The organism is Hydrogenophaga sp. BPS33 (assembly GCF_009859475.1).
GTDB lineage: Bacteria > Pseudomonadota > Gammaproteobacteria > Burkholderiales > Burkholderiaceae_C > Hydrogenophaga.
Window position 1 is genome coordinate 437,066 of sequence record NZ_CP044549.1, and the last position, 21,007, is coordinate 458,072.

Below are 21,007 nucleotides of genomic sequence, written 5' to 3' on the forward strand. Positions count from 1 at the left end.
CCATGGAAGTTCGGTGCAACGGCGCTCCTGGTTACAGCGAGAGCAATTTTTTTTCTAAGGGGGTCAGGTGTTAGCGGTATTGCGCGGCCGAGATGAATTCGCGAAAGGTCTCGCACCACACCACGACCGTGGTGAAGTCGGCCGGGTTCGCGCCGCTTGGCAGCGTGACGATGAAGTTGTCAAACGTCCTCACGTCGCCGATGCGCAGTGACGTGGCCTTGATGCGCAGGAACTCGGCTTCGTTCTGCACGAATTGGGGCGCGAGGTAGAGCTTGTAGTCGGGTCCGGGTGCCAGGCGGCCCATCAGCGACACGGCCGAGGGGCCAACAGAAACGGTGCCTTCTCCCCAGTGCAGCACATCACTGCCCTGCAGGTCGCGGCGAAACTGGCCTGTGAACGACGCCTTTGCTGCGAGAGCGCTGATCTCGGCGGTCTGTGGCCCTGTTGGCGCGATCAGTATCGGCAGCAGATAGATGCCCGCAGCAAAACCCGCCAACGCCACCAGGGCGTGAGAAGCGACGAGGAGCAGAGCGCTCTTCATGGGGGACAGTGCGTCGGTGACATGCGCGAGTTGTACACCAAGCCACCTAAAATCGTGGCTTTTCCCCACACTGTCATGCTGCGCTATCACACCGTCCCCGTCACCGCGTTCGCCCAGAACTGTTCCTTGGTGTGGTGCGATGCAAGCATGGACGCCGCAGTGATCGACCCGGGTGGTGATCTCGACCGTCTTCTTGCCGAGGTGCAACGTCTTGGCCTGAACCTCAAGGCGATCTGGCAGACCCACGCGCACATCGACCATGCCGGCGGCACCGCCGTGCTCGCGCGCCGGCTTGCCCTGCCCATCATCGGCCCGCATCCCGGCGACCAGTTCTGGATCAGCGGGTTGCCGCAGCAGGGTGCGATGTTTGGCTTTCCACCCGCCGAGGCATTCGTGCCAACGCGTTGGCTGGCCGATGGCGATACGGTTCAGATCGGGCAATGCACGCTCGACGTGCGGCACTGCCCGGGCCACACGCCGGGACACGTGGTGTTTTATTCAAGCGAAGCGAAGCGCGCCTTTGTGGGCGATGTGCTGTTCGCCGGCAGCATTGGCCGCACCGACTTCCCGCAGGGCAACCACGAGCAGCTGCTCGACAGCATCCGCGAACGCCTCTGGCCCATGGGCGACGACACGGTGTTCATTCCCGGCCACGGGCCGGAAAGCACCTTTGGCCGTGAGCGGCGGACGAATCCGTACGTGCGCGACGTGTAAACGGCAGTGCTCTGCCAGAGCTTGCGCGGATGCCATGATGGACTCCACCATCAGGGACAGGTGAGCTTGCGGTTGTCTCGCAGGTTGTCTATGGAGTTCAGGATGTACAGGCGGTTAAACCCTTTTGCGACAACCATCGCACACAGGCGCTGGTCATCGAAATCCCCGGTTCTGTGCGCGTCTTGCTGACGACCGAACCCATACCAGACCAGGCCAGGTGGCATGCATTTCGGCTCGTAACCGTCAGGGGCGATGCCACGCAGCATGGGTATGCCGGTTTCTGCAGGAATCATCAACTGCGGACTGATGCACCAGTAGGGGCTACCAGGCTTGAGCCGTTGCCAAAACGCCGTGTTGGCAGGAGGAACGAAGACCATGGTGCCGGCTTGAGGGCTTGCGAACCCTTCGACATCTCGAATCAATGCAGCCCAGGGGGTGGGGGCCCAGCGCTCTCGGGCGACGGACCATACGGTGCCATGGGTGCGCAGTGAGTTCTGGATTTGTTGTCGAGGGGGTGTGGTATCCGTCGCTGGGGGGCACGTTTCGCATACTGCCACCCGCTCGACCTGTGCCTTGAATTGCAAGGCGAACACCAAAAGGTGCACGACCAGCATGAAAGCCATTAGCAACTCTACGGCCTTGAAGGCCTTGTACTTGGACAGGGCGCCACATAGCTGGAACAGCCCGGCCGGCGCCATGGCAAACGACATGAAGAGCAGTACTGCGGAAAAATAGGCCGCGTTGCTCCCAATGGGCAAGGTCACAACGACCAGGACGCAGGCGGCCAACGACACGGCCAGGACTTGCCACTCACCGGGCAAGGTTCTCAGGTGTTGCAGAAAATCAGACACGCTGGCATAGCGGCTGTAGGCCATGTGGAAGCCGAGACTGCCGCCTCGAACGTCCTCGGTCTTCGACAGCCGCTCGAGTCTTACAAACTGCAGCAGCAAAAGCGCCAGGGGCAGCAGGAAAGATACCAACGTGGTTGGCGTGGTGTATTGCAGGTAGGAAGCCACCAGAATGCCCAAGCCTGCGCTCGCCAGAGAGACATCGCTCGGATGAAGCAAGGCTATTGTGCAAATCGCAAGGGTTCCCAATCCGAACAACGTCACGACGACGCGCGCGATGTTTCTGCGATCCTCGTATGCCGCGTACAGCAATAGAACCGCCACGAAATAGCCGAGCGAGACTTTTGCCGTGGCGCATATGAATGCCGTCGCCAGAATGATCAGAAATTGCAGCCAGAGCTGAAATCGTGGCACTTCGATCTGGGTGAGATGACGGGATATCAGGGGGACGCTGCCGAGAAAAATGGCGAGCGCCAACAGGAAGCTCTCGCTGTTGAAAAATGAACTGGTCATTCCCACGAGCGCGATCAGCAAGAAGACGCGTGTCCTGACCGGTGCGACATGGGGGCGGGTTGACAACAGAAGGAGGCTGCACCACAGCATGCCCCAGATCAACTGCACCCTGAGTGCGATGGCCGCCCAGTACACATACACCTCGGACATGCGTGCATGGGCTGCCTTTGCCATGCCGCCCGCAACGAAATGCGACCCGAAGTGGTATTTCGTGAGTTCGAGTCCGTCCGCGCCAATGGATGGCATCTGGAAATTCGAAATCATGGTGGCGAGTGCTATATGGAAATAGCTGTCCGATTGCGCGCTTCCCGCAGACATGTTCTCGGGCAGGAAGAATCTGTCTGCGCTACCCAGCGACAACAGCACCACGGCAAGCAGTGGTGCTCCCAGCATGGTTATCCAGAAGAGACGGCCATCTCTGCCAGGAGAGTGCCTCGCTAGATAAATAGCGAGAGCCACCAGCACCCCCCCTGCCACCCACACAGCGGCAACTCCCATCCACAGACCCAGGATCGGAAAGACCATCCCGATGGTGGCCGCCGCTGTTCCGGCCTCCAGCCAGTAGCGTTTGCCAATGTGGATGGCGAAGACGGGAAGCCAGAGCGACACCAGCAGAAAGACAACGATTGCGAGCTTGAGCGCGCTGCTGTCCTCAAGACCAGAGCGAACCAGCCCCATCCCCAGCACCATCCAGGCTGCTGTGAACGTCAGCAGGGTTGCGAGGTTGAAACTTTGGTGGAATATGTCGGGAGAAACGTGCTTGTGATCCATCGCTCGTGACCGTTGCGCATTGGAACTCCCGAGGAATAGGGGAGGGTGCCTGTGCGCATGGCTGGAAATGTAATGGATGGTTGCGCAGGCGCTCTACCACAGTTGCTCATGCGCCACCGGCGATCCGGTGGCTGAAAAGCTGGATCGGTGCTTTGCGAGTGGATCGCATGCGTTGCATACGATCGGCTTTCCCGTGCTTGTCCGTGGTGCCTTGGACAGCATGAGTTCTGCATGCTCGCGCACCGATGCGCGGCGTCAATCGCGCCGCGCAGGGGGGCTGCGAGGCTATCGTTTACCTGTAGACTACCAAACCCGAAGCGCCGCTGAGCAATGGTCTGCATGTTGTCTCGAGTCGCAAAACCTCGAAGGAGATTCGAACAAATGTCTATTGCGTGCGAAGTGTGCGGCGAACAGGAATTGAAGACGGTTGTAGATCTGGGCAAGCACCCTTTGTGCGATGACCTCGTGCCCGTGGGGAGCCCATTGACGTCGGCCGAGTATCCCATTGAGATCGCGTTCTGCCCGAACTGCAAAACGGCGCATCAAACCCATCAAGTGCCCAAGCGCACCTTGTTTCCCGACAGTTATCACTACCGTGCGCGTCACACGGCGGATGTCATCAACGGCATGCGTCAGTTGGTGGCGTCGTGTGAGCAGTACCGGGGTTCGCTGGATGCCGCTCTGGTCCTGGACGTGGGCTGCAACGATGGCAGCCTGTTGGGCATCTTTCGAGAGAAGGGCGCGAAAACGGTCGGTGTCGAGCCAACGGGAGCCGCGGCCGATGCGAGCGCTTCAGGCCACAGCGTGTACCGCGATTACTTCACCCCCGCGCTGGCAAAGAACATCGTCGACGAGCACGGTCAGCCGGATATTGTGACTTTTACCAATGTGTTTGCCCACATTGAAGATTTGCCGAGCTTGCTGGATGGTCTGAAGCTGTTGATGTCCGACACCACGGTGGTGGTGGTCGAAAATCACTACCTTGGCGCGGTGCTGGATCGCCACCAGTTCGACACGTTCTATCACGAGCACCCTCGCACCTATAGTCTGGCGTCGTTCCAATACATTGCCAGGACGTTGGGGGCTCAGATCGCTTCCATCGAGTTCCCAGCGCGGTACGGTGGCAATATCCGTGTGATGCTGCAAAAAAATCACGCGGGGCTTCGCGTCAGCCCCGAGGTGGCGCAGGTGGCCGCCACGGAAGAGAGCTATGAGCAACGTCTGCTGGACATGGGGAAGCACATCCCCTCCTGGGTGCAGGCGAAACGCCGTGAAATCGACGATCTGGTGGCGCGTCATGGACCGTTGTACGGAAAGGCGTTTCCCGGTCGTGCAGCGATTCTGGTCAAGATGCTCGGACTCGATGAACAGCATGTTTCGGCTGTTTACGAGAAGCCGGGGTCCATGAAAATCGGACACTACCTGCCCGGAACCCGCATTCCCATCTTGTCGGACGATGAATTTCCTGATCGCTCCAACAAGCAAACGCCGGTGGTGAATTTTGCGTGGCATATCTCGCAGGAGATCCACGGCTATTTGACCCGCAATGGCTGCGAGGCACCGATCATCGACATCTTCTCGATGGAGGAGTTTGATCGCGCATCCGGAAAGCGCCTGGAGTGAACGATCCGTTGCCTCTGATCAGCATTGTCATTCCCGTCTTCAACGAGGAAGACAATGTCGACAGAACCTACGCGGAATTGAAACGCACGACGGCCGCACTCGTCGATTACCGTTTCGAGCTTCTTTTCACGGACAACCGCTCGACCGACAGTACCTTCAAAATACTCACCCGGATCGCTGCGCAGGACCCGGACGTGCGCGTGGTGCGCTTCTCCCGCAATTTCGGATTCCAACGGTCCGTGCTGGCCGGTTACCGCTTGGCGCGTGGCGCTGCTGCCATCCAGATCGACGCCGACCTGCAGGACCCGCCATCAATGTTCCGCGCGTTCCTGGAAAAGTGGAAGGAAGGTTATGACGTGGTCGTGGGCGTTCGCCGGCAGCGGCAGGAGAGTGCCCTGCTTCAGTACGGACGTCACCTGTACTACCGGATGCTGCTGCGACTGGATGGTCCGCATCTCATTGCGGATGCCGGGGACTTTCGTCTGATCGACCGGAGCGTCATTGAGCGGTTGCGCCTCATCAACGAGCCGCACATGTACTTGCGCGGACTCATCTCGTCTCTGGCACGCCGTCAGATCGGCATTCCTTACAACCGGTCGCAGAGGGAGTTCAACGAAAGCAAGTTCCGCTTGCGGGCCCTAACGCATCTGGCTGCCGATGGGATCATTGCCCATTCGAGCTTCCCCCTCAAGGTTTCCTTTTATGTGGGGATCGTGATCGCACTGGCGTCGGCGCTACTGGCATTCTTCTATATTGCTTTGCGGACCTGGGTGCCCGATGCAGCCCCGCCTGGGTTCACCACCACGCAGATTCTGCTGCTGCTGGGGATCGGGCTGAACAGCACCTTTCTGGGCATTCTGGGCGTTTATGTTGGCCGTATCTACGATCAGGTGCGCAGCCGTCCGATGGTGGTGATTTCCGATTTGCTCAACTTCGACAAGGACATTGGCAGCATATGAGCGTCGCACAGTGGGCCGCCTTGCCAAGCATTCGATCATGAGGCGACTCGACAGCACATTCTGGGCGGGCAAGCCCGTGTTCGTGACGGGCCATATGGGCTTCAAGGGCGCGTGGCTGTGCGCTCTGCTGTCTCGCATGGGCGCTCGAACCACGGGCTATGGACTCGATGAACGCGAGCGCTTGCTCTACAACGAACTGTCCATTCCCGAGCACGCGCACCACGTGGGCGATATCAACGATCTGCCGTCCCTGTCGGCGGCGCTTGACGGTTCAGATGCCGAGGTGCTGTTCCATCTGGCCGCTCAGCCTATCGTGCTGAATTCCTACGCGGATCCGGTGGGCACGTTCGAAGCGAATGTGATGGGCACCGTACGGGTCTTGCAGGCGGCGCGCTCGTTGCCAAGCTTGAAGGCGATCGTGGTCGTGACGACCGACAAGGTTTACCGAAACAACGAGTGGGCCTGGGGGTACCGGGAGCAGGATACGCTGGGCGGCCAGGATCCCTACAGCGCTTCCAAGGCCGCGGCAGAAATTGCCACCCACGCCATGGTGGCCTCCTTTTTCAAAGGGCCTGATGCGCCGGGCGTGGCGACGTCGCGAGCCGGCAACGTCATCGGTGGTGGCGATTGGGCCGATCACCGCCTGCTCCCTGACGCGGCCCGTGCCTTGGGGGCCGGAGCTCCATTGGTGTGTCGCAATCCGCACTCGATTCGCCCGTGGCAGCATGTCCTGGATCCCTTGGTGGGCTACATGATGTTGGCCGAAGACCTCGCACAGGGGCAGCGTGCGTGGCCAGCTCTGAACTTTGGACCGGTCGCAGAAGACGTTCTGACTGTGGGCAACGTCGCGGACATTTTTGTTTCGACCTGGGGAGCCGGCGCTTCGTGGATCGCTTCGCAGGTTGAAACCGGGGTGCAGAAAGAGTCGGGCGTGCTGACGCTCGATTCGACGCTTGCGCGGTGTGAGTTGGGCTGGTCACCGCGATGGTCGTCGGCCGACGCGGTGCGCCGGACGGCATGCTGGTACCGGGCCCATGGGCAAGGTGTGTCTGCCGGTGAACTAGTGCACACAGACATCACCGACTACCTCGCGTAAGGACACATTGAAATGAAAGTTGTGATTCTGGCGGGCGGGTTTGGAACAAGGTTGTCCGAAGAGACGCAGAACCTCCCGAAGCCGCTGGTCAACATCGGCGAGCGGCCAATCATCTGGCACATCATGAAGACCTATGCGGCCGCCGGATTGGACGATTTCGTGATCTGTTGCGGCTACAAGGCCCACATGCTGAAGTCGTACTTCGTGAACTACTTTTCCGAGAACTACGATATCAAGGTTCATCTGGGTGAAAACCGGGTCGAGTTTCTCGGTGGCCCGAGTGAGCGGTGGACTGTGACGCTGGTCGATACGGGCCTCGATACGATGACCGGTGGCCGTATCAAACGCATAGCCTCGCATGTGGGCAACGAGGCGTTCTGCCTGACCTACGGCGATGGCTTGGCCAATGTCGACATCAAGGCGCTGATTGCCTTCCACCGTTCTCACGGACGATTAGTCACGGTCACTTCGGTACCTTCCCCAGGACGTTTTGGCATTCTGGACATCGACGAGCAACAGAACGTGACGCGCTTTCACGAAAAGCCGGACAACGAGATGGGCTGGATCAACGGCGGGTTTTTCGTGGTGGAGCCGGCGGCGATCAACTACATCCGAGACGACCAGACCTCGTGGGAGCGAGAGCCTCTTGAGAAGCTGGCGCGGGACGGTGCCTTGGCGGCATTCCCGCATCGGGGTTTCTGGCATCCAATGGATACCTTGCGCGACCAGCGGGAACTGGAAGCGCTGTGGAAATCGGGTGCGGCACCATGGCGGTGCTGGTGAGCTCAGCGCAGGCTTGCGCCAGAGATTCCACCGCAGCTCGTCAGCGTTGAGTCGACTGCATGCAGTTGTCGCGGATCATTCGCTTCGGTGCCGCTGGCCTGGTGGCCACCCTGTTTTACTTGGTGCTGGCCAATGCCTTTGTGGCCTGGATCGGAATGTCACCACAGTGGGGCTCCGTATCGGCCTATCTGGCTTCATTGACGGTGTCCTATCTTCTGCAGAGCCGGTTCACTTTCGGCGTGAAGCAGGATTCCGTGGGGCAGATGACGCGGTTCGCCGTCACCTCGATTGCCGGTCTCGGCCTGTCCTGGGTCGTGATCCATCTCATTGTCACGCGGTTGTCATGGCCTTACGTCGTCGCGACGGTGTTGATCTGCATACTCATCCCCGTCGCCAACTACTTTGCATTCAAGGGCTGGGTTTTTGCCGCTGGATTGAGGCGGCTTCAACGTGGGAACCAACATGAAGAACACTGACGCACCAGGCCCGACGCAGGAACAGGTCGCCAAAGATTTCGACAATGTGGCTGCCAGCTACCGGGATGATCTGGACCAGACGCTGGCCTTTACTGGCATGGAGCATACGTTCTTCGTCAACCTGAAGCGCGACCACATCGTGCGATTGGCGCAGGAACATTTCTCAGATCTTTCTGCGGTCGATGCCCTGGACCTTGGCTGTGGCGTGGGCGCCTACCACAGTGGTCTCAAGGGTCGCTTTCGAGAATTGCACGGCATCGACGTGTCGACGCAGAGCATCCAGGTTGCCGCCGCGCAGCACCCTTTTGTGAGGTATGCCACCTTCGACGGTGTTCGCTTACCTTATGCGGATGGGCAGTTCGCTCTCACGTTCGCGGTCTGCGTGATGCACCACGTGCCGCCAGAGCAGTGGGCGTCTTTGTTGAAAGAGCTCCACCGGGTGACGAGGCCCAACGGATTGCTGCTGATCTTCGAGCACAACCCCTACAACCCCGCCACGCAATATGTGGTGAAGACATGCGACATCGACAAGGACGCAGTGTTGTTGCGACCACGGACACTGAAAAAGCTGGCTGAAGCGGCCGGGTTTCAGGCGTTGTATACCAAGACCATCATTTCGGTGCCACCCTCGAGTGCCTTCCTGAAGCGCCTGGATGCTCTCCTCGGACATCTACCCTTTGGCGCGCAATACTATCTGCGTGGCGTCAAAGCACCGGCTTGAGCGCGACAGCCTTATGGCAGATGACTTTTGCGACCGACTCGCTCATTTCTGGCGTTTTGCGGCATCACCCGTCCCCACGCTGATCGTGGGAGGCGGCCGCTGGGGGAAGGTGTGGTCCACGGTGATCGCAGGTGCTCGGAGCAACGCCCAGGAACTTGTGATGGCTGCGCGCACCGATCCGTTTGCGGTGCGAAACTGGGCAGCCCGCGAGCCCGGCTGTAGCGAGCTGGCCGTGCACGAGAGCATCGCTGAGGCGGTGGCATCTCGCCCGCAGACCGCACTGGCCGTGGTCTGCAGCCGTCCGCAAGACCACCTGAGGGACGTTCTCGAATCAATTCGTTGCGGATTGCACGTGCTGGTGGAGAAGCCGATGTCGACCTGCTCGGAGAATGCCCGGCACATGCTGACGGCCGCGCGGCAAGCCCGGCGTCGGCTCGCGGTGGGGACGGAGTTTGCCTTCCTGCCGGCCTTGCACCAGTGCGTGCACGCGTGGGGATTGGCCACGCGTGCAGGCCTGGAGGTCCGCTTGGTATGGCATGACGTGCTCTCCGAGGCCCGGTACGGCGCTACCAAGTCCCGGCATGCCGAAGTTGATGCTCTAGGCGATCTGCTGCCGCACGCTTTCTCGATCTTTCACACGCTGGCACCTGGCAACCGCTTCCATCTTGCTCACGCGCACCAGACGCCGGATGGAAATGCAGGCGTCATCCGCTTGGAAGGCCAAAGGTCCGGTGTTTTCACGATGGACTTCGATTTGGCGTCACAGGAGCGTCAGCGTCGCGTGGAAATGCGTGTCGGTACGGATCGGGTGGTTGTCGATTTTCAAGAAAAGCAGTCGTCCATGTTCGTGAACCAGCAACCTTACGCACTGGACCCGCGGCTTGTGCCCTTAAACAGCACCCTGCGCCTGGAGTGGGGGGCGTTCGTCGCGTCTTGGTCCGCTTCCAATCAGCATGCTGATCCAGATTCGTTCCTGGAGGCGTTGATTCAGCTCCAGATGGCGTTGGAATCTTCGCGGCGTTGATGGCCGCGAGGGCCTCAGCCCCGACGCGCCTGCTCGTACAACCCCTGCACCTTGGGCACATTCGCCTCCAGCTCGCGGATGCGGTTGGGGCCGCTGGGGTGGGTGGAGAGGAAGCCGGCGCCCTGGCCACCGGCATTGGCGGTCATCTTCTGCCACAGCGTGACAGCGGCACGCGGCTGGTAGGCCGAGCGGGCAGCGAGTTCCAGCCCCACCAGATCGGCCTCGGTTTCGTCTTCGCGGCTGAATTTGAGGGTGAGCAGCTGCGTGCCCAGGTTGGCCGCGATGTCACCAAGCTGGCCCAGGCCGAGCAACTGCGACACGACCGACAAGCCGATGCCCGTGGCATTGCTCTTGGCCACGCGCGAACGGGCGTGTTCGCGCAAGGCATGCGCCATTTCATGGCCCATGATCATCGCCGTCTCGTCATCGCTCAGACCGAGTTTGTCGAGGATGCCGGTGTAAAACGCGATCTTGCCGCCGGGCATGCAGAACGCATTGACTTGGTCGCTCTTGACCAGGTTGACTTCCCACTTCCAGTCCTTGGCGCGCGAGTTCCATTGCGCCGAGTGCGGAATGATGCGGCGCGCGATGGTCTGCAGGCGCTGCACTTGCGGGTTGCTGGCTGGCATGAGCAGCTTCTTGGACTCGGCCTCGGCCATCATCTGCCCATACTGCTGGCCCGCAGCTTTCTCCAGCTCTTCGGCCGGCACCAGGTTGCGCAGCGTGGAGCCTTCGCCCACGTTGACCTGGGCCAGGGCCGGCAGGGCTGCACCCGCAGCGGCGGCGGTGCCCGCCAATAGAAAACCGCGCCGCGCCGTCCACACGTGCTCGGGCTGTGCGTCGGGTTGGACGGGGGCGGGGGACTTCAGGTCGCAGAGAAAGCACATGCGTGAATAATAGACAAAGCCCATGGCTTTGCCCATCCGTTGCGCGGCCCATTTCCAATTTTCTTCTCTCCCATGCCACCAGCCCAGCCCTCGCAGGACAACGCCACGACGCCGGCCGACGCAGCGGCGCGACCCAGTTGGGGCGAGACCCTGCGCGTCTACCTGGAGCCGGCCAGCCTGCGCATGTTCGCGCTCGGGTTCTCGGCCGGCCTGCCCTTGCTGCTGGTGCTGGGCACGCTGAGCTTTCGCCTGCGCGAAGCCGGGCTGGACCGCACCACCATCGGCTATCTGAGCTGGGTCGGCCTGGCCTATGGCTTCAAGTGGTGCTGGGCACCCTTGGTCGACCGTCTGCCCATTCCGCTGCTCACGCGCTGGATGGGCCGCCGGCGCAGCTGGCTGCTGCTCTCGCAGTGCTGCGTCATGGCGGCGTTGGTGGGCATGGCCTTGGCCGATCCCCGCAGCGAACTCAAGCTCGTGGTGTGGTGCGCATTGGCGGTGGCCTTCGCCTCGGCCACGCAAGACATCGCGCTCGATGCCTTCCGCATCGAATCGGCCGACACGCGCCACCAGGGCGCGCTGGCCGCGACCTACCAGACCGGCTACCGCCTGGCCATGATCTGGGCCGGTGCTGGCGTGTTGTGGATCGCCGCGCGCGCTGAGGTGGCACCCGCGGCGGCAGCGGGCACGGTGGCGGGTGCGCTGTACCAGCAAGCCGCATGGACCACGGCCTACCTGGTGATGGCAGCGAGCATGCTGGTCGGCGTGCTGACGGTGCTGTTCTCGCGCGAGCCGGCTCGCGTGGCCTTGCCACCGGCGAAGAATGCCGCCTACTGGTTGCGCGGCGCGCTGATCGAACCGTTTGCCGACTTCCTGCGGCGCTATGGCAAGCAGGCGCTGTTGATCCTGGCGCTGATCGGCATCTACCGCATCAGCGATGTGGTGATGGGCATCATGGCCAACCCGTTCTACGTCGACATGGGCTACACCAAGGACGAGGTGGCCGCCGTCACCAAGGTGTTTGGCGTGATCATGACGCTGGTGGGCGCCTTCATCGGCGGCGCGATGTCGCTGCGCCTGGGCGTGATGCGCGTGCTCATGCTGGGCGCCGTGCTGTCGGCCGCAAGCAATCTGCTGTTTGCCTGGCTGGCGGGCCACGGGCACGACCTCACCGCGCTGGTGCTGGTGATCTCGGCCGACAACCTGAGCGCTGGCGTGGCCTCGGCGGCCTTCATCGCCTATCTCTCCGGCCTCACCAACGTGCAGTATTCGGCCACGCAATACGCGTTGTTCAGCTCCATGATGCTGCTCGCACCGAAGTGGCTCGCGGGCTACTCGGGCGCGTTCGTCGACGCTTACGACTACCCCACCTTCTTCATGGCCACGGCCTGTCTGGGCGTGCCGGTGCTGCTGCTGATCTGGCTGGCCGGGCGCTGGGCCCCGGTGGATCCGAAAGCCTAAGACTCAGGGCAGCAGAGCGGGAAGCGCCGACTTCTGCACCTTGCCCAAGGCGGTCCGGGGCAAGGCATTTACGCGGTGCCAACGGCGCGGCCATTTGTAGCGCGCCAGGCGGCCGTCCAGAAAATTGCGCAAGGCATCCGTCCAATCCGTACCCGCGGCGGCGTGCAGCACGACCACCGCCACCACCACCTCGCCCCAGCGCGCATCGGGCTGGCCGATGACGGCGCATTCGGCCACCCAGGGGTGTTGCGCCAGCAGGTTCTCGATCTCGGCCGGGTAAATGTTCTCGCCACCGGAGATCAACATGTCCTTGGCCCGGCCGACGATGGTGAAGCTGCCATCGGCCGCTTGCTGCGCCAGGTCGCCGGTGTGGAAGAAGCCATCGGCATCGCACGCCGGCACATCGGGCCAGTAGCGCCGCACCACGTTGGGCGCGCGCACCCATACCTCGCCCACGGCGCCTTCGGCGACCGGTTGTTCGTGCACGTCGCGCAAGCTCGCGTGTACGCCGGGCGCGGGCCAACCGCACGAACCGAGGTGGCTCGCGGCATGGGTGGCGGGCAGTGCGATGGAAAACGGGCCGGTTTCGGTGCTGCCGTACACGTTGCACACCGGCACGCCGCGTGCGTGGCACGCCTCGATCAGCGTGGCGGGCAGCAGGCTGGAGCCGGCCCAGATCGCGCGCAGGCTGGAGAGGTCGGTGCCCGGCCAGCCCGGGTGGGTGGTCAATGCTTGCAAGGTGGCCGGCACCTGGAGCGTGAGCGTGGGGCGTTCGACCCCGATCGCTTGCAAGGTCGCGGTCGGGTCGAAGCGCGCGTGCAGCAGCACTTGTGCGCCCACGGCGAGCGCGGGCAGGGTCTGGATGCACAGGCCGCCCACGTGAAAGAGCGGCAGCACGGTGAGCACGGTGTCGCTCGCGTGCATGCCCTGCGCCTGCGCGGCGATGGCCATGTTGGCCAGCAAGTGGGCCTGGGTGTGCACCGCGCCCTTGGGGGTGCCGGTGGTGCCAGAGGTGTAGACCAGCAGGGCGGGGTGGTCAGCCGTGCCGGTGGCGTTGATCGGGCTCTCGCCATCGATGGGCAGTTCGTGCACCGACAGCACGCGCGTGTTCGTGTGCGATGCCAATGCCCGGGCGGACGGCTGCAGCGTGTCGTCGTGCACCAGCAGTTGAGGGCTGCTGTCTTGCAGCACGGTGGCCCACTCGGCCGGCGAGAGGCGGTGGTTCAGTGGCACGAGCATCGCGCCCACGCGCGCGAGCGCGAACAGCAGTGCGATCTGGGCCGGGTGGTTCAGGCCCAGCCAGGCCACGCGGTCGCTCTCGCGAAGGCCGTGGCGGTGCGTGAGCGCGTGTGCGATCGCGTCGGCACGTTGGTCGAGTTCGGCGAACGTCAGGCGGGACCACGCCGTGCCCCGCGCAGGGCCTGCGGGATCGTGCCAGCGCAGCACCGTGGCCTGCGCGCGATCGCGTGCCATCTGGCGCAGCAACGCGTGCAGGCTCGGCGCGGGCGGCACTGGGAATGGGGAGGGCCAGGGCGCGGACATTTACATCACTTTACGCGAGCCCGAAGTCCGATTCACACACCGCTGACACGATGCGTCCTTCCGGCGCATGTCGCCGCTACACTGAATGCCATGACCTCTCCCCTGCTGATGATTGAAGACGACAGCCGACTGGCGCAGATGGTGGTGGAGTACCTCGGCCAGTCCGGCTTCGAGGTGACGCACGCCAGCGACGGTCAACAGGGCCTGGAGCAACTGACGTTGATCCAGCCCGAGCTGGTCATCCTGGACCTGATGATGCCGGGCATGGATGGCCTGGAGGTGTGCCGGCGCATCCGCTCCCTGCCTGGAGACGCCGCGCGCGTGCCGGTGCTCATGCTGACCGCCAAGGGCGACCCGATGGACCGCATCATCGGTCTGGAGCTCGGTGCGGACGACTACCTGCCCAAACCGTTCGAGCCACGCGAATTGCTGGCGCGCGTGCGCGCCGTGCTGCGCCGGCGCGGCGAAAACGGCCAGAGCAGCCCGACGCGGACCACGCCGGTCTTGCGCTTCGGCTCGCTGGAGATCGACCGCGATGCGCGCACCGTGCAGGTGGCCGCCCAGCTGTGCGAACTCACGTCCTACCAGTTCGACCTGCTGGTGGCCATGGCCGAGCGCGCCGGGCGTGTGCTCACGCGCGACCAGATCATGGAGGCGGTGCGCGGCCGCGAGCTCGAGGCCTTCGACCGCTCGATCGACGTGCACATCGGCCGCATCCGCAACGCCATCGAAGTCGACAGCAAGGACCCCAAGCGCATCCTCACCGTGCGCGGTGTGGGCTACGTGTTTGCCAAGCAGCAGGAATGAGCAGTCTCTTCGGCTCCCGCTTGTACGTGCGCATCTGGCTCGCCGTGGTGGCGGCCGTGACCGTGCTCACGCTGGTCGTGGGCTGGTTGTGGCAGCAGGCGCTGGACGAAGACCGTGCCGAGCGCGAGGCGCGCATCACGCGCACGATCGTCGTGCGCGATGGCGCGCGTGAGGTTCTGGGCGAGGCGCCCGCTCGGGCGGTGACCATCCCGGGGGAGGGTTGGGAATTCGAAGTTCCTTTGAAAAGTGGGCAGACGATCTACGTGTTGCTGCCGCGCTCCGGCCGGCCTGCTTCCAATCCTGGCCGCCGTGCGCCCGAGTGGCTGCAGACACCGACCGGCTTTGCCTGGCTCCTGGGGCTGGTGGCTTCGGCGGTGGCGCTCGGCGCCTACCCGATCGTGCGCCGCCTGACCAAGCGCCTGGAGGCCTTGCAGAAGGGCGTGGAGCGTTGGGGCGACGGCGACCTGTCCACGCGACTGCCCATGGGCGGGCAGGACGAGGTGGCCTTCCTGGCGACCCGGTTCAACGCGGCCGCGGAGCGCGTGCAGACCCTCGTGCAATCGCACAAGGCCTTGTTGGCCAACGCGTCGCACGAACTGCGCTCGCCGCTTACGCGCATCCGCATGGGCCTGGAGCTGCTGGGCAAGGACGGCGCCAGCGCCGCGCAGCGTGCGGAGATCGTGCGCAGCATTGATGAACTGGACCAGCTCATCGACGAGATCCTGCTGGCCAGCCGGCTGGACCTGCGCGATGCGCGCGACGCCTCGGCGCTCGGGCCGATCGAAGAAGTCGACCTGGTGGGCCTGGCCGCGGAAGAGTGCGCGCGCACCGGCGCGGACCTGGACATCGCGCCGGGCGCCGCGCCGCTGCTGGTGCAAGGCCAGGCGCGCCTGTTGCGCCGGGTGCTGCGCAACCTGCTGGAGAATGCCCGCCGCTACGGCGGTTCCGCGAACGCGGTGGAAGGTGGTGATGCGCAGGTGCGCTTGAGCATTCTGGCGCCGAGCACCGCCACCGGCCGGGGTGATGCAGACCGGGCCACGCTCTGGGTGGAAGACCACGGCGCTGGCGTGCCCCCCGATCAGCGCGAGCGCATCTTTGAGCCTTTCTACCGCTTGCCGGGCGCCAGCGAACGCGAAGGGGGTGTGGGCCTGGGCTTGTCGCTGGTGAAAACGATCGTGGAGCGCCATGGTGGCACGGTGCACTGCGAAGACCGGCCCGGCGGTGGTGCGCGGTTCGTGGTGCGGTTGCCGATCTGACCGGCGCTCCGTGTGGCCCATCCTTCCCACAAATGGGGGATGGTCGAAACGCATGATGCGGCGCACAATGACACCCGTTGCTGTCACAACGCCGGCCGGAACATGTTCGGCGACGACCGAGACCTAGACCCGCACTCGAATCTGTTCTCCAACGACGTCCTCAAGGACATTTCGGGCCACCCGCAGGGTGGCTCTTTTTTGTGCGCATGCCCTCTCAGGCTTGCAGCGGCGTCGGACTGCTGTTGAGGGACGAGTGCACGAAATCCACCACCTCTCCGGTGGGCTGGTAGCCCTGCACGCAGGCCTGCAGCATGGCGCGCACGGCCGCCCCATCGTTGCGCACCATGGCCTCTTCGAGCGAGGCCAACCGGTTTTGCAGCGACGGCCAGGGCAGGCAGTCCTCCTGCGCCTTCATGATGCGCTTGTGTTGCGTGGGCTGTGGGTTGTCGCCGATCAGCAGCTCTTCGTAGAGCTTCTCGCCGGGGCGCAGTCCGGTGATCTGGATTTCGATGTCGCCCGTGGGATTCTGCGCGGTCTTCACCTGCAGGCCCGAGAGCTCCACCATGCGCTGTGCGAGGTCGATGATGCGCACCGGCTCGCCCATGTCGAGCACGAACACATCGCCGCCATGCGCCATTGCCCCGGCCTGGATCACCAGTTGCGCGGCCTCGGGAATGGTCATGAAGTAGCGCGTGATGTCGGGGTGCGTGAGGGTGACCGGCCCGCCGTCGCGGATCTGCTCCCGAAACAACGGCACCACCGAACCGCTGGAGCCCAGCACGTTGCCAAAGCGCACCATGGCGAAGGTCGTGCCGCTGTCCGGCTCGGCCGCGAGAGCTTGCAGCACCATTTCGGCCAGGCGCTTGCTCGCGCCCATCACGTTGGTGGGGCGCACGGCCTTGTCGGTGCTGATCAGGACGAAGTGGGATGCGCCGGCGGCCTGTGCGGCGCGTGCGCACACCCAGGTGCCCCAGACGTTGTTGCGCAAGCCTTGCACGGGGTTGTGCTCCACCAGCGGCACGTGCTTGTAGGCGGCGGCGTGGTAGACGGTTTCGGGCCGCCAGGCCTGCAGGATCTGCAGCATGCGGGCTTCGTCCTGCACAGAGGCCAGCAGGGGCACCAACTGCACGGTGTTCGATGCCGCCATGTTCGCGGCATCCTCGTCTGCTTGCAGCAGATCGCTGTCCTGGTCCAGCAGTGCGGTCAGTTCGCGGTGGATCTGGTAGAGCGCGAACTCGCTGTTCTCGACGAGCAGCAAGGTGTGCGGCTGGCACCGGGCGATCTGGCGGCACAGCTCGCTGCCGATGCTGCCCCCCGCCCCGGTGACGGCCACCACCTTGCCGCGGATCAGCCGTGTGAGCAGGGCGGTGTCGGGTGTGACGGGTTCGCGTCCGAGCAAGTCTTCGACATCGAGCTCCTGCACGTCGCTCATGGCGACGCGCCCGGATGCGAGGTCTGACATGGTGGGCAGCGTGCGCACGCGCACCGGGTACTGGCGCAGGGCTTCGAGAATCTCCAGGCGGCGTTCCCGGGTGATTCTGGGCAGGGCCAGCAACACGTCCGTGACGCCCAGGTTGGGGATCAGTTGTACCAGCTCGATCGGGTCGTACACCGTGCGGCCGTCGAGGCTGTTGCCTTGCAGCTGGTCGTCGTCGTCGAGAAAGCCGAGCAGGCGTTGCTCGCTGCTGCGCGCCAGCGCGGCGGCCAACTGTCTGCCGGACTGACCGGCACCGTAGATCAGGATGCCGGGCAGGTGCTCGCGCTGCAGCATCGTGCGGTACAAGCCCCCGAGCCAATACCGCACCACGACGCGGCTGAACCCGACGGCCACCAGCAGCAGCAGCGGCTGGATCACGCCCACGGTGCGCGGCACGCCCGCAATCCCGATCACGGTGAAGACCGTGGCATAGAACAGCGCGTACAACACCATCGCCTGGCCCAGATTGACCATGGCGTTCCAGCCCGCATAGCGGAAGATGGCGCGGTACAGGCCGAAACGGATGAACAGCGGCAGGGCCATGAGCACCGAGCCCATGATGGCCAGCAGGTGCGTGGGCGTGAGGCGCACCCAGTGTTCCAGGCGCAGGCAGAGCGCCAGCCAGACGGTGAGCGCGCACAGGGCCACATCCACCGCCACCGCGAACAGGCGCTTGGCCATGCGCGGCATGTGAAGGAGCGTGGCTGCAGCGGCGCTGTGGCTGTTGTCCCTTGTGTTCATTGTGGTTTGTATTTTTTCAGTGGGTCACGCCGTCGCGGCGCAGCACTTTGACGAACGTCATCCAGAGAATGTGCAGGTCGAAGAGCACGGACTGGCGGCGCAGGTATTCTGCATCCAGTGCCACTTTCTGGGGAATCGGCAGCTCGTCGCGTCCGTTCACCTGGGCCCACCCAGTGAGCCCGGGCACGAGTTCGTGCACCCCTAGTTCGGTGCGCAGCGCGATCAGATCGTCCTGGTTGAACAGGGCAGGGCGAGGCCCGACGAAGCTCATGTCGCCTTTGAGAATGCTCCAGAGTTGGGGCAGCTCGTCCAGGCTGCTCTTGCGCAGGAAGGACCCGATGGGCGTGAGGTACTGGCCCGGATCGGTCAGCAGGTGGGTGGCCACGGCTGGGGTGTCCACGCGCATGCTGCGGAACTTGGGCATTTTGAAGACGCGGTTGCGGCGGCCGACGCGGTCGCTCCAGTACAGGGCAGGGCCGGGCGAGGTGAGCCGCACCGCGAGGGCCACCAGCACCACGGGTACCAGCAACACGGCGGCGGCGCACAGGGCCAGGAGCAGATCGAAGAGGCGTTTCATCGAGACACCTGAGGGGCAGCGGCGCGGCGAAGACCTTCGTCGACGCCGATGGGTGGCGCCCAGCCCAACGTGTCGCGGGTGTGGGCGATGTCGACTTGGAGGTTGCCGAGCAGGCGTTGAGCGACGTCGCCTTTGCCCAAGGCTGTGGCACCCAGTTTGAGCAGGCTTGTCGGCACCGGCAGCAGGCGGGCCGGTGTGCCCAGGGCCTTGCCCATGCGGCGAACCAGGTCGGCGGTGGAGAGGTCTTCGCCATCGCTGACCAGAAAGGTCTGGTTCGCGGCGGCGGCGTGGTCGATGCAGGTGATGAGCAGGTCGACGAGGTTGTCGAGCGCGACCAGGCTGCGCTGGTTGTCCGTAGCCGCGCCCAGTGGCAGAGGAAGGCCGCGCCGCACGGCACGCAAGAGGCTGGCGAAGTTGGCCTTGACCCCGGGGCCGTAGACCAGGGGCGGGCGAACGATGACCACTTCCAGGCCGGTTTCGCGCGCGATCTGGCGCAGGCCTTCTTCGGCTTCGTGTTTGGAGATGCCGTAGGGGTCCTGGGGGGCGGGGCTGTCGTGGGCGGAGAAGCGGCGGCCGGGTGTGGTGTGTTCGCCGTTGACCTTGATGGAACTGACGAAGACGAAGCGGCGCACGCCGGCCTGCGCAGCCTGGCGCGCCAGATGCAGCGTACCGTTCGTGTTGGTCTCGCGAAACGCTGAGAGCGGATCGCTGGCGGGGTCGTGCATGACATGCACGCGGGCTGCGGTGTGGAGGACTGTGCGCACGTCCCGTAGCGCCTCGGCCCATGGCGTTTGCGCGTGGATGGCGCCCACGGACACGGTGTCGACGTCGTCCTGCACCGATACCGGGTCGCGCTGGGCGGCGCGCACCAACATGTCGCGCGCCATGGCCTCCCGGCACAGCGCTTTACCCACGAAGCCATTTGCACCGGTGACCAACAGCGTCATCGCGGGCCCCTCCGTGGGGCATCGGCCGGGCTCACTTCGGCGAAGAAGTCCAGCAGCCGATCCATCAGGCGTGCTCGATCGAATTCTTGTTCGGCAAACTGTCGGCCGCGGGCGCCCATGGCGTGCCGTTCGGCGGGTGTCATCGCGGCCATCTTTTCGACCGCCCGGGCCAGGCCTCGCGCATCGCCGGCGGGGCACACCAGGCCGGCTCCGGCGCTTTCGATGGCCGCAGCTCCTTCGCCATCCAGCATGCCCAGAATGGGTTTACCCGCCAGCAGATACGACTGCACTTTGCCCGGGATCGTCATGCTGAAGGTCGGGTCGGGTTTGAGCGATGCGATGAGCGCGTCGGCGTGCGCGTAAAACGATGGCATGCGCTCGACCGGGAAGCGGCCGATCAGGAACACGCGGTGCCCCAGCCTTCGACGCACAACCTCGTCTCTGACCCACGCCGAGCGCCGGCCATCCCCCACGATCAACCAGCGCACGCCGTCGTGATCGCGCAGACGCTCGGCCGCATCCAGAATGGCGGGGAAGTCTTGCGCATCGCCCACGTTGCCTGCGAACACAATGGTAAAGATGTTCTCCGCCTCGGGCACCTCCGGCGCCTTGGGTACGTCGGTCTGTTGGAACAGGTTTTCCGCCCAGCTCGGGAAGTAGCGGATTTTCGATCCATCGCGACAATAGCGGGCGATACTGCCCAGGAAAGCGCGCGACTGGCCCAGCACCAGCGCACAGCGGTTGTAGATGAAGCTCACCAGATGGCCGACCAGACGCAAGAGGTGCGGAGAGCGTACAACCCCCACCGCTGCCAAGGTTTCGGGCCAGAGGTCCAGCACCCACAAGACCACGGGCGCGCGCTTGAGCTTGCCTAGAAGCACCGCAGGAATGCCCACGGTGATAGGCGATGGTTCGAACACAAAGACCACGTCGAAGCGATCGCCTCGTAGATGCCACGGTCCCCATATACAGGCGCCCAACACGAAGCTTAGGTAGTTGAGCACCAAGCGCAGAGCACCTTGGGAGCGAGTCAACATGGGTACCCGGTGAATCTTCGCGCCTTCGAAGTGGCCGAACGTCGTCGGGTCGCTGGCGAATTCGGGGAACACCTGACCGCCCGGGTAGTTCGGCTTGCCGGTGAGCACGGTGACCTCATGTCCGCGTCCCAGCCATTCCTTCACGAGATCGTTGATCCGGAAATTCTCAGGCCAGAAATACTGGCTGACGACAAGGATTTTCACGACGC

19 protein-coding genes are annotated in these 21,007 nt (G+C 63.8%); 11 read left to right on the forward strand and 8 right to left on the reverse strand.

The window, feature by feature from the left end:
• Positions 1-70 precede the first annotated feature (70 nt).
• Positions 71-541: a DM13 domain-containing protein gene (locus F9K07_RS01980; RefSeq protein WP_159588875.1), complete on the reverse strand. Its 471-nt coding sequence runs from the start codon at positions 539-541 to the stop codon at positions 71-73.
• A 75-nt stretch (positions 542-616) separates the two neighbouring features.
• Between F9K07_RS01980 and F9K07_RS01985 the strand changes: the two genes are divergently transcribed.
• Positions 617-1,255 (forward strand): MBL fold metallo-hydrolase, encoded by a 639-nt coding sequence (locus F9K07_RS01985; RefSeq protein ID WP_159588877.1) that lies wholly within the window; start codon positions 617-619, stop codon positions 1,253-1,255.
• A gap of 50 nt (positions 1,256-1,305) precedes the next feature.
• Here F9K07_RS01985 and F9K07_RS01990 read toward each other — a convergent pair whose 3' ends face one another.
• On the reverse strand, positions 1,306-3,387 hold the full coding sequence (locus F9K07_RS01990; protein WP_159588879.1) for a hypothetical protein: 2,082 nt from the start codon (positions 3,385-3,387) through the stop codon (positions 1,306-1,308).
• A 381-nt stretch (positions 3,388-3,768) separates the two neighbouring features.
• On the opposite strand from F9K07_RS01990, the gene F9K07_RS01995 reads away from it, so the two are divergent.
• Genes F9K07_RS01995 through F9K07_RS02025 form a run of 7 tightly spaced genes read left to right on the forward strand, consistent with a single transcriptional unit; the run spans position 3,769 to position 10,069 of the window.
• A complete protein-coding gene (locus tag F9K07_RS01995) occupies positions 3,769-5,010 on the forward strand; it encodes a class I SAM-dependent methyltransferase (protein WP_159588881.1) in 1,242 nt (413 codons plus the stop codon).
• Positions 5,007-5,969 carry a glycosyltransferase family 2 protein gene (locus F9K07_RS02000; RefSeq protein ID WP_159588883.1) on the forward strand — a complete coding sequence of 321 codons (963 nt, stop codon included), beginning with the start codon at positions 5,007-5,009 and terminating at the stop codon, positions 5,967-5,969. The genes F9K07_RS01995 and F9K07_RS02000 overlap by 4 nt, the downstream gene beginning before the upstream one ends.
• A 37-nt stretch (positions 5,970-6,006) precedes the next feature.
• Positions 6,007-7,065 carry a CDP-glucose 4,6-dehydratase gene (gene rfbG, locus F9K07_RS02005; protein WP_159588885.1) on the forward strand — a complete coding sequence of 353 codons (1,059 nt, stop codon included), beginning with the start codon at positions 6,007-6,009 and terminating at the stop codon, positions 7,063-7,065.
• Positions 7,066-7,077: 12 nt separating this feature from the next.
• A complete protein-coding gene (gene rfbF / locus F9K07_RS02010) occupies positions 7,078-7,848 on the forward strand; it encodes a glucose-1-phosphate cytidylyltransferase (protein WP_159588887.1) in 771 nt (256 codons plus the stop codon).
• A gap of 59 nt (positions 7,849-7,907) precedes the next feature.
• A complete protein-coding gene (locus F9K07_RS02015) occupies positions 7,908-8,324 on the forward strand; it encodes a GtrA family protein (protein WP_159588889.1) in 417 nt (138 codons plus the stop codon).
• The gene (locus F9K07_RS02020; RefSeq protein WP_159588891.1) at positions 8,311-9,045 is read left to right on the forward strand and encodes a class I SAM-dependent methyltransferase; all 735 of its coding nucleotides are present in this window, start codon (positions 8,311-8,313) and stop codon (positions 9,043-9,045) included. The genes F9K07_RS02015 and F9K07_RS02020 overlap by 14 nt, the downstream gene beginning before the upstream one ends.
• Positions 8,978-10,069, forward strand: coding sequence for a Gfo/Idh/MocA family oxidoreductase (locus tag F9K07_RS02025; RefSeq protein ID WP_159588893.1), 1,092 nt, complete (start codon positions 8,978-8,980; stop codon positions 10,067-10,069). The genes F9K07_RS02020 and F9K07_RS02025 overlap by 68 nt, the downstream gene beginning before the upstream one ends.
• Positions 10,070-10,083: 14 nt before the next feature.
• On the opposite strand, the gene F9K07_RS02030 is transcribed toward F9K07_RS02025, so the two are convergent.
• The gene (locus F9K07_RS02030) at positions 10,084-10,956 is read right to left on the reverse strand and encodes a M48 family metallopeptidase (RefSeq protein WP_159588895.1); all 873 of its coding nucleotides are present in this window, start codon (positions 10,954-10,956) and stop codon (positions 10,084-10,086) included.
• A 72-nt stretch (positions 10,957-11,028) separates the two neighbouring features.
• Between F9K07_RS02030 and F9K07_RS02035 the strand changes: the two genes are divergently transcribed.
• Positions 11,029-12,414, forward strand: coding sequence for an AmpG family muropeptide MFS transporter (locus F9K07_RS02035; RefSeq protein WP_159588897.1), 1,386 nt, complete (start codon positions 11,029-11,031; stop codon positions 12,412-12,414).
• A 3-nt stretch (positions 12,415-12,417) separates the two neighbouring features.
• Here F9K07_RS02035 and F9K07_RS02040 read toward each other — a convergent pair whose 3' ends face one another.
• Positions 12,418-13,956 (reverse strand): class I adenylate-forming enzyme family protein, encoded by a 1,539-nt coding sequence (locus tag F9K07_RS02040; RefSeq protein WP_159588899.1) that lies wholly within the window; start codon positions 13,954-13,956, stop codon positions 12,418-12,420.
• A 90-nt stretch (positions 13,957-14,046) separates the two neighbouring features.
• On the opposite strand from F9K07_RS02040, the gene F9K07_RS02045 reads away from it, so the two are divergent.
• Both F9K07_RS02045 and F9K07_RS02050 read left to right on the forward strand, forming a co-directional pair.
• Positions 14,047-14,763, forward strand: a complete 717-nt coding sequence (locus tag F9K07_RS02045; RefSeq protein WP_159588901.1) for a response regulator — start codon at positions 14,047-14,049, stop codon at positions 14,761-14,763.
• On the forward strand, positions 14,760-16,019 hold the full coding sequence (locus tag F9K07_RS02050) for a HAMP domain-containing sensor histidine kinase (RefSeq protein WP_159588903.1): 1,260 nt from the start codon (positions 14,760-14,762) through the stop codon (positions 16,017-16,019). Before F9K07_RS02045 ends, F9K07_RS02050 begins: the two co-directional genes overlap by 4 nt.
• A 214-nt stretch (positions 16,020-16,233) precedes the next feature.
• Here the strand turns inward: F9K07_RS02050 and F9K07_RS02055 are convergent, their stop codons facing one another.
• Genes F9K07_RS02055 through F9K07_RS02070 form a run of 4 tightly spaced genes read right to left on the reverse strand, consistent with a single transcriptional unit; the run spans position 16,234 to position 21,002 of the window.
• Positions 16,234-18,237, reverse strand: coding sequence for a polysaccharide biosynthesis protein (locus F9K07_RS02055; protein WP_159588905.1), 2,004 nt, complete (start codon positions 18,235-18,237; stop codon positions 16,234-16,236).
• Between the two features lie 16 nt (positions 18,238-18,253).
• On the reverse strand, positions 18,254-18,814 hold the full coding sequence (locus F9K07_RS02060) for a sugar transferase (protein ID WP_159588907.1): 561 nt from the start codon (positions 18,812-18,814) through the stop codon (positions 18,254-18,256).
• Positions 18,811-19,761, reverse strand: a complete 951-nt coding sequence (locus F9K07_RS02065) for a UDP-glucose 4-epimerase family protein (RefSeq protein ID WP_159588909.1) — start codon at positions 19,759-19,761, stop codon at positions 18,811-18,813. The genes F9K07_RS02060 and F9K07_RS02065 overlap by 4 nt, the downstream gene beginning before the upstream one ends.
• Positions 19,758-21,002: a glycosyltransferase family 4 protein gene (locus F9K07_RS02070; RefSeq protein ID WP_159588911.1), complete on the reverse strand. Its 1,245-nt coding sequence runs from the start codon at positions 21,000-21,002 to the stop codon at positions 19,758-19,760. The genes F9K07_RS02065 and F9K07_RS02070 overlap by 4 nt, the downstream gene beginning before the upstream one ends.
• Positions 21,003-21,007 lie beyond the last annotated feature (5 nt).

Coding starts and splice junctions, on each gene's coding strand:
- F9K07_RS01980 (WP_159588875.1), bottom strand. CDS start 541: ATGAAGAGCGCTCTGCTCCTCGTCGCTTCTCACGCCCTGGTGGCGTTG.
- F9K07_RS01985 (WP_159588877.1), top strand. CDS start 617: ATGCTGCGCTATCACACCGTCCCCGTCACCGCGTTCGCCCAGAACTGT.
- F9K07_RS01990 (WP_159588879.1), bottom strand. CDS start 3,387: ATGGATCACAAGCACGTTTCTCCCGACATATTCCACCAAAGTTTCAAC.
- F9K07_RS01995 (WP_159588881.1), top strand. CDS start 3,769: ATGTCTATTGCGTGCGAAGTGTGCGGCGAACAGGAATTGAAGACGGTT.
- rfbG (WP_159588885.1), top strand. CDS start 6,007: ATGAGGCGACTCGACAGCACATTCTGGGCGGGCAAGCCCGTGTTCGTG.
- rfbF (WP_159588887.1), top strand. CDS start 7,078: ATGAAAGTTGTGATTCTGGCGGGCGGGTTTGGAACAAGGTTGTCCGAA.
- F9K07_RS02015 (WP_159588889.1), top strand. CDS start 7,908: ATGCAGTTGTCGCGGATCATTCGCTTCGGTGCCGCTGGCCTGGTGGCC.
- F9K07_RS02020 (WP_159588891.1), top strand. CDS start 8,311: ATGAAGAACACTGACGCACCAGGCCCGACGCAGGAACAGGTCGCCAAA.
- F9K07_RS02025 (WP_159588893.1), top strand. CDS start 8,978: ATGCTCTCCTCGGACATCTACCCTTTGGCGCGCAATACTATCTGCGTG.
- F9K07_RS02030 (WP_159588895.1), bottom strand. CDS start 10,956: ATGTGCTTTCTCTGCGACCTGAAGTCCCCCGCCCCCGTCCAACCCGAC.
- F9K07_RS02035 (WP_159588897.1), top strand. CDS start 11,029: ATGCCACCAGCCCAGCCCTCGCAGGACAACGCCACGACGCCGGCCGAC.
- F9K07_RS02040 (WP_159588899.1), bottom strand. CDS start 13,956: ATGTCCGCGCCCTGGCCCTCCCCATTCCCAGTGCCGCCCGCGCCGAGC.
- F9K07_RS02045 (WP_159588901.1), top strand. CDS start 14,047: ATGACCTCTCCCCTGCTGATGATTGAAGACGACAGCCGACTGGCGCAG.
- F9K07_RS02050 (WP_159588903.1), top strand. CDS start 14,760: ATGAGCAGTCTCTTCGGCTCCCGCTTGTACGTGCGCATCTGGCTCGCC.
- F9K07_RS02055 (WP_159588905.1), bottom strand. CDS start 18,237: ATGAACACAAGGGACAACAGCCACAGCGCCGCTGCAGCCACGCTCCTT.
- F9K07_RS02060 (WP_159588907.1), bottom strand. CDS start 18,814: ATGAAACGCCTCTTCGATCTGCTCCTGGCCCTGTGCGCCGCCGCCGTG.
- F9K07_RS02065 (WP_159588909.1), bottom strand. CDS start 19,761: ATGACGCTGTTGGTCACCGGTGCAAATGGCTTCGTGGGTAAAGCGCTG.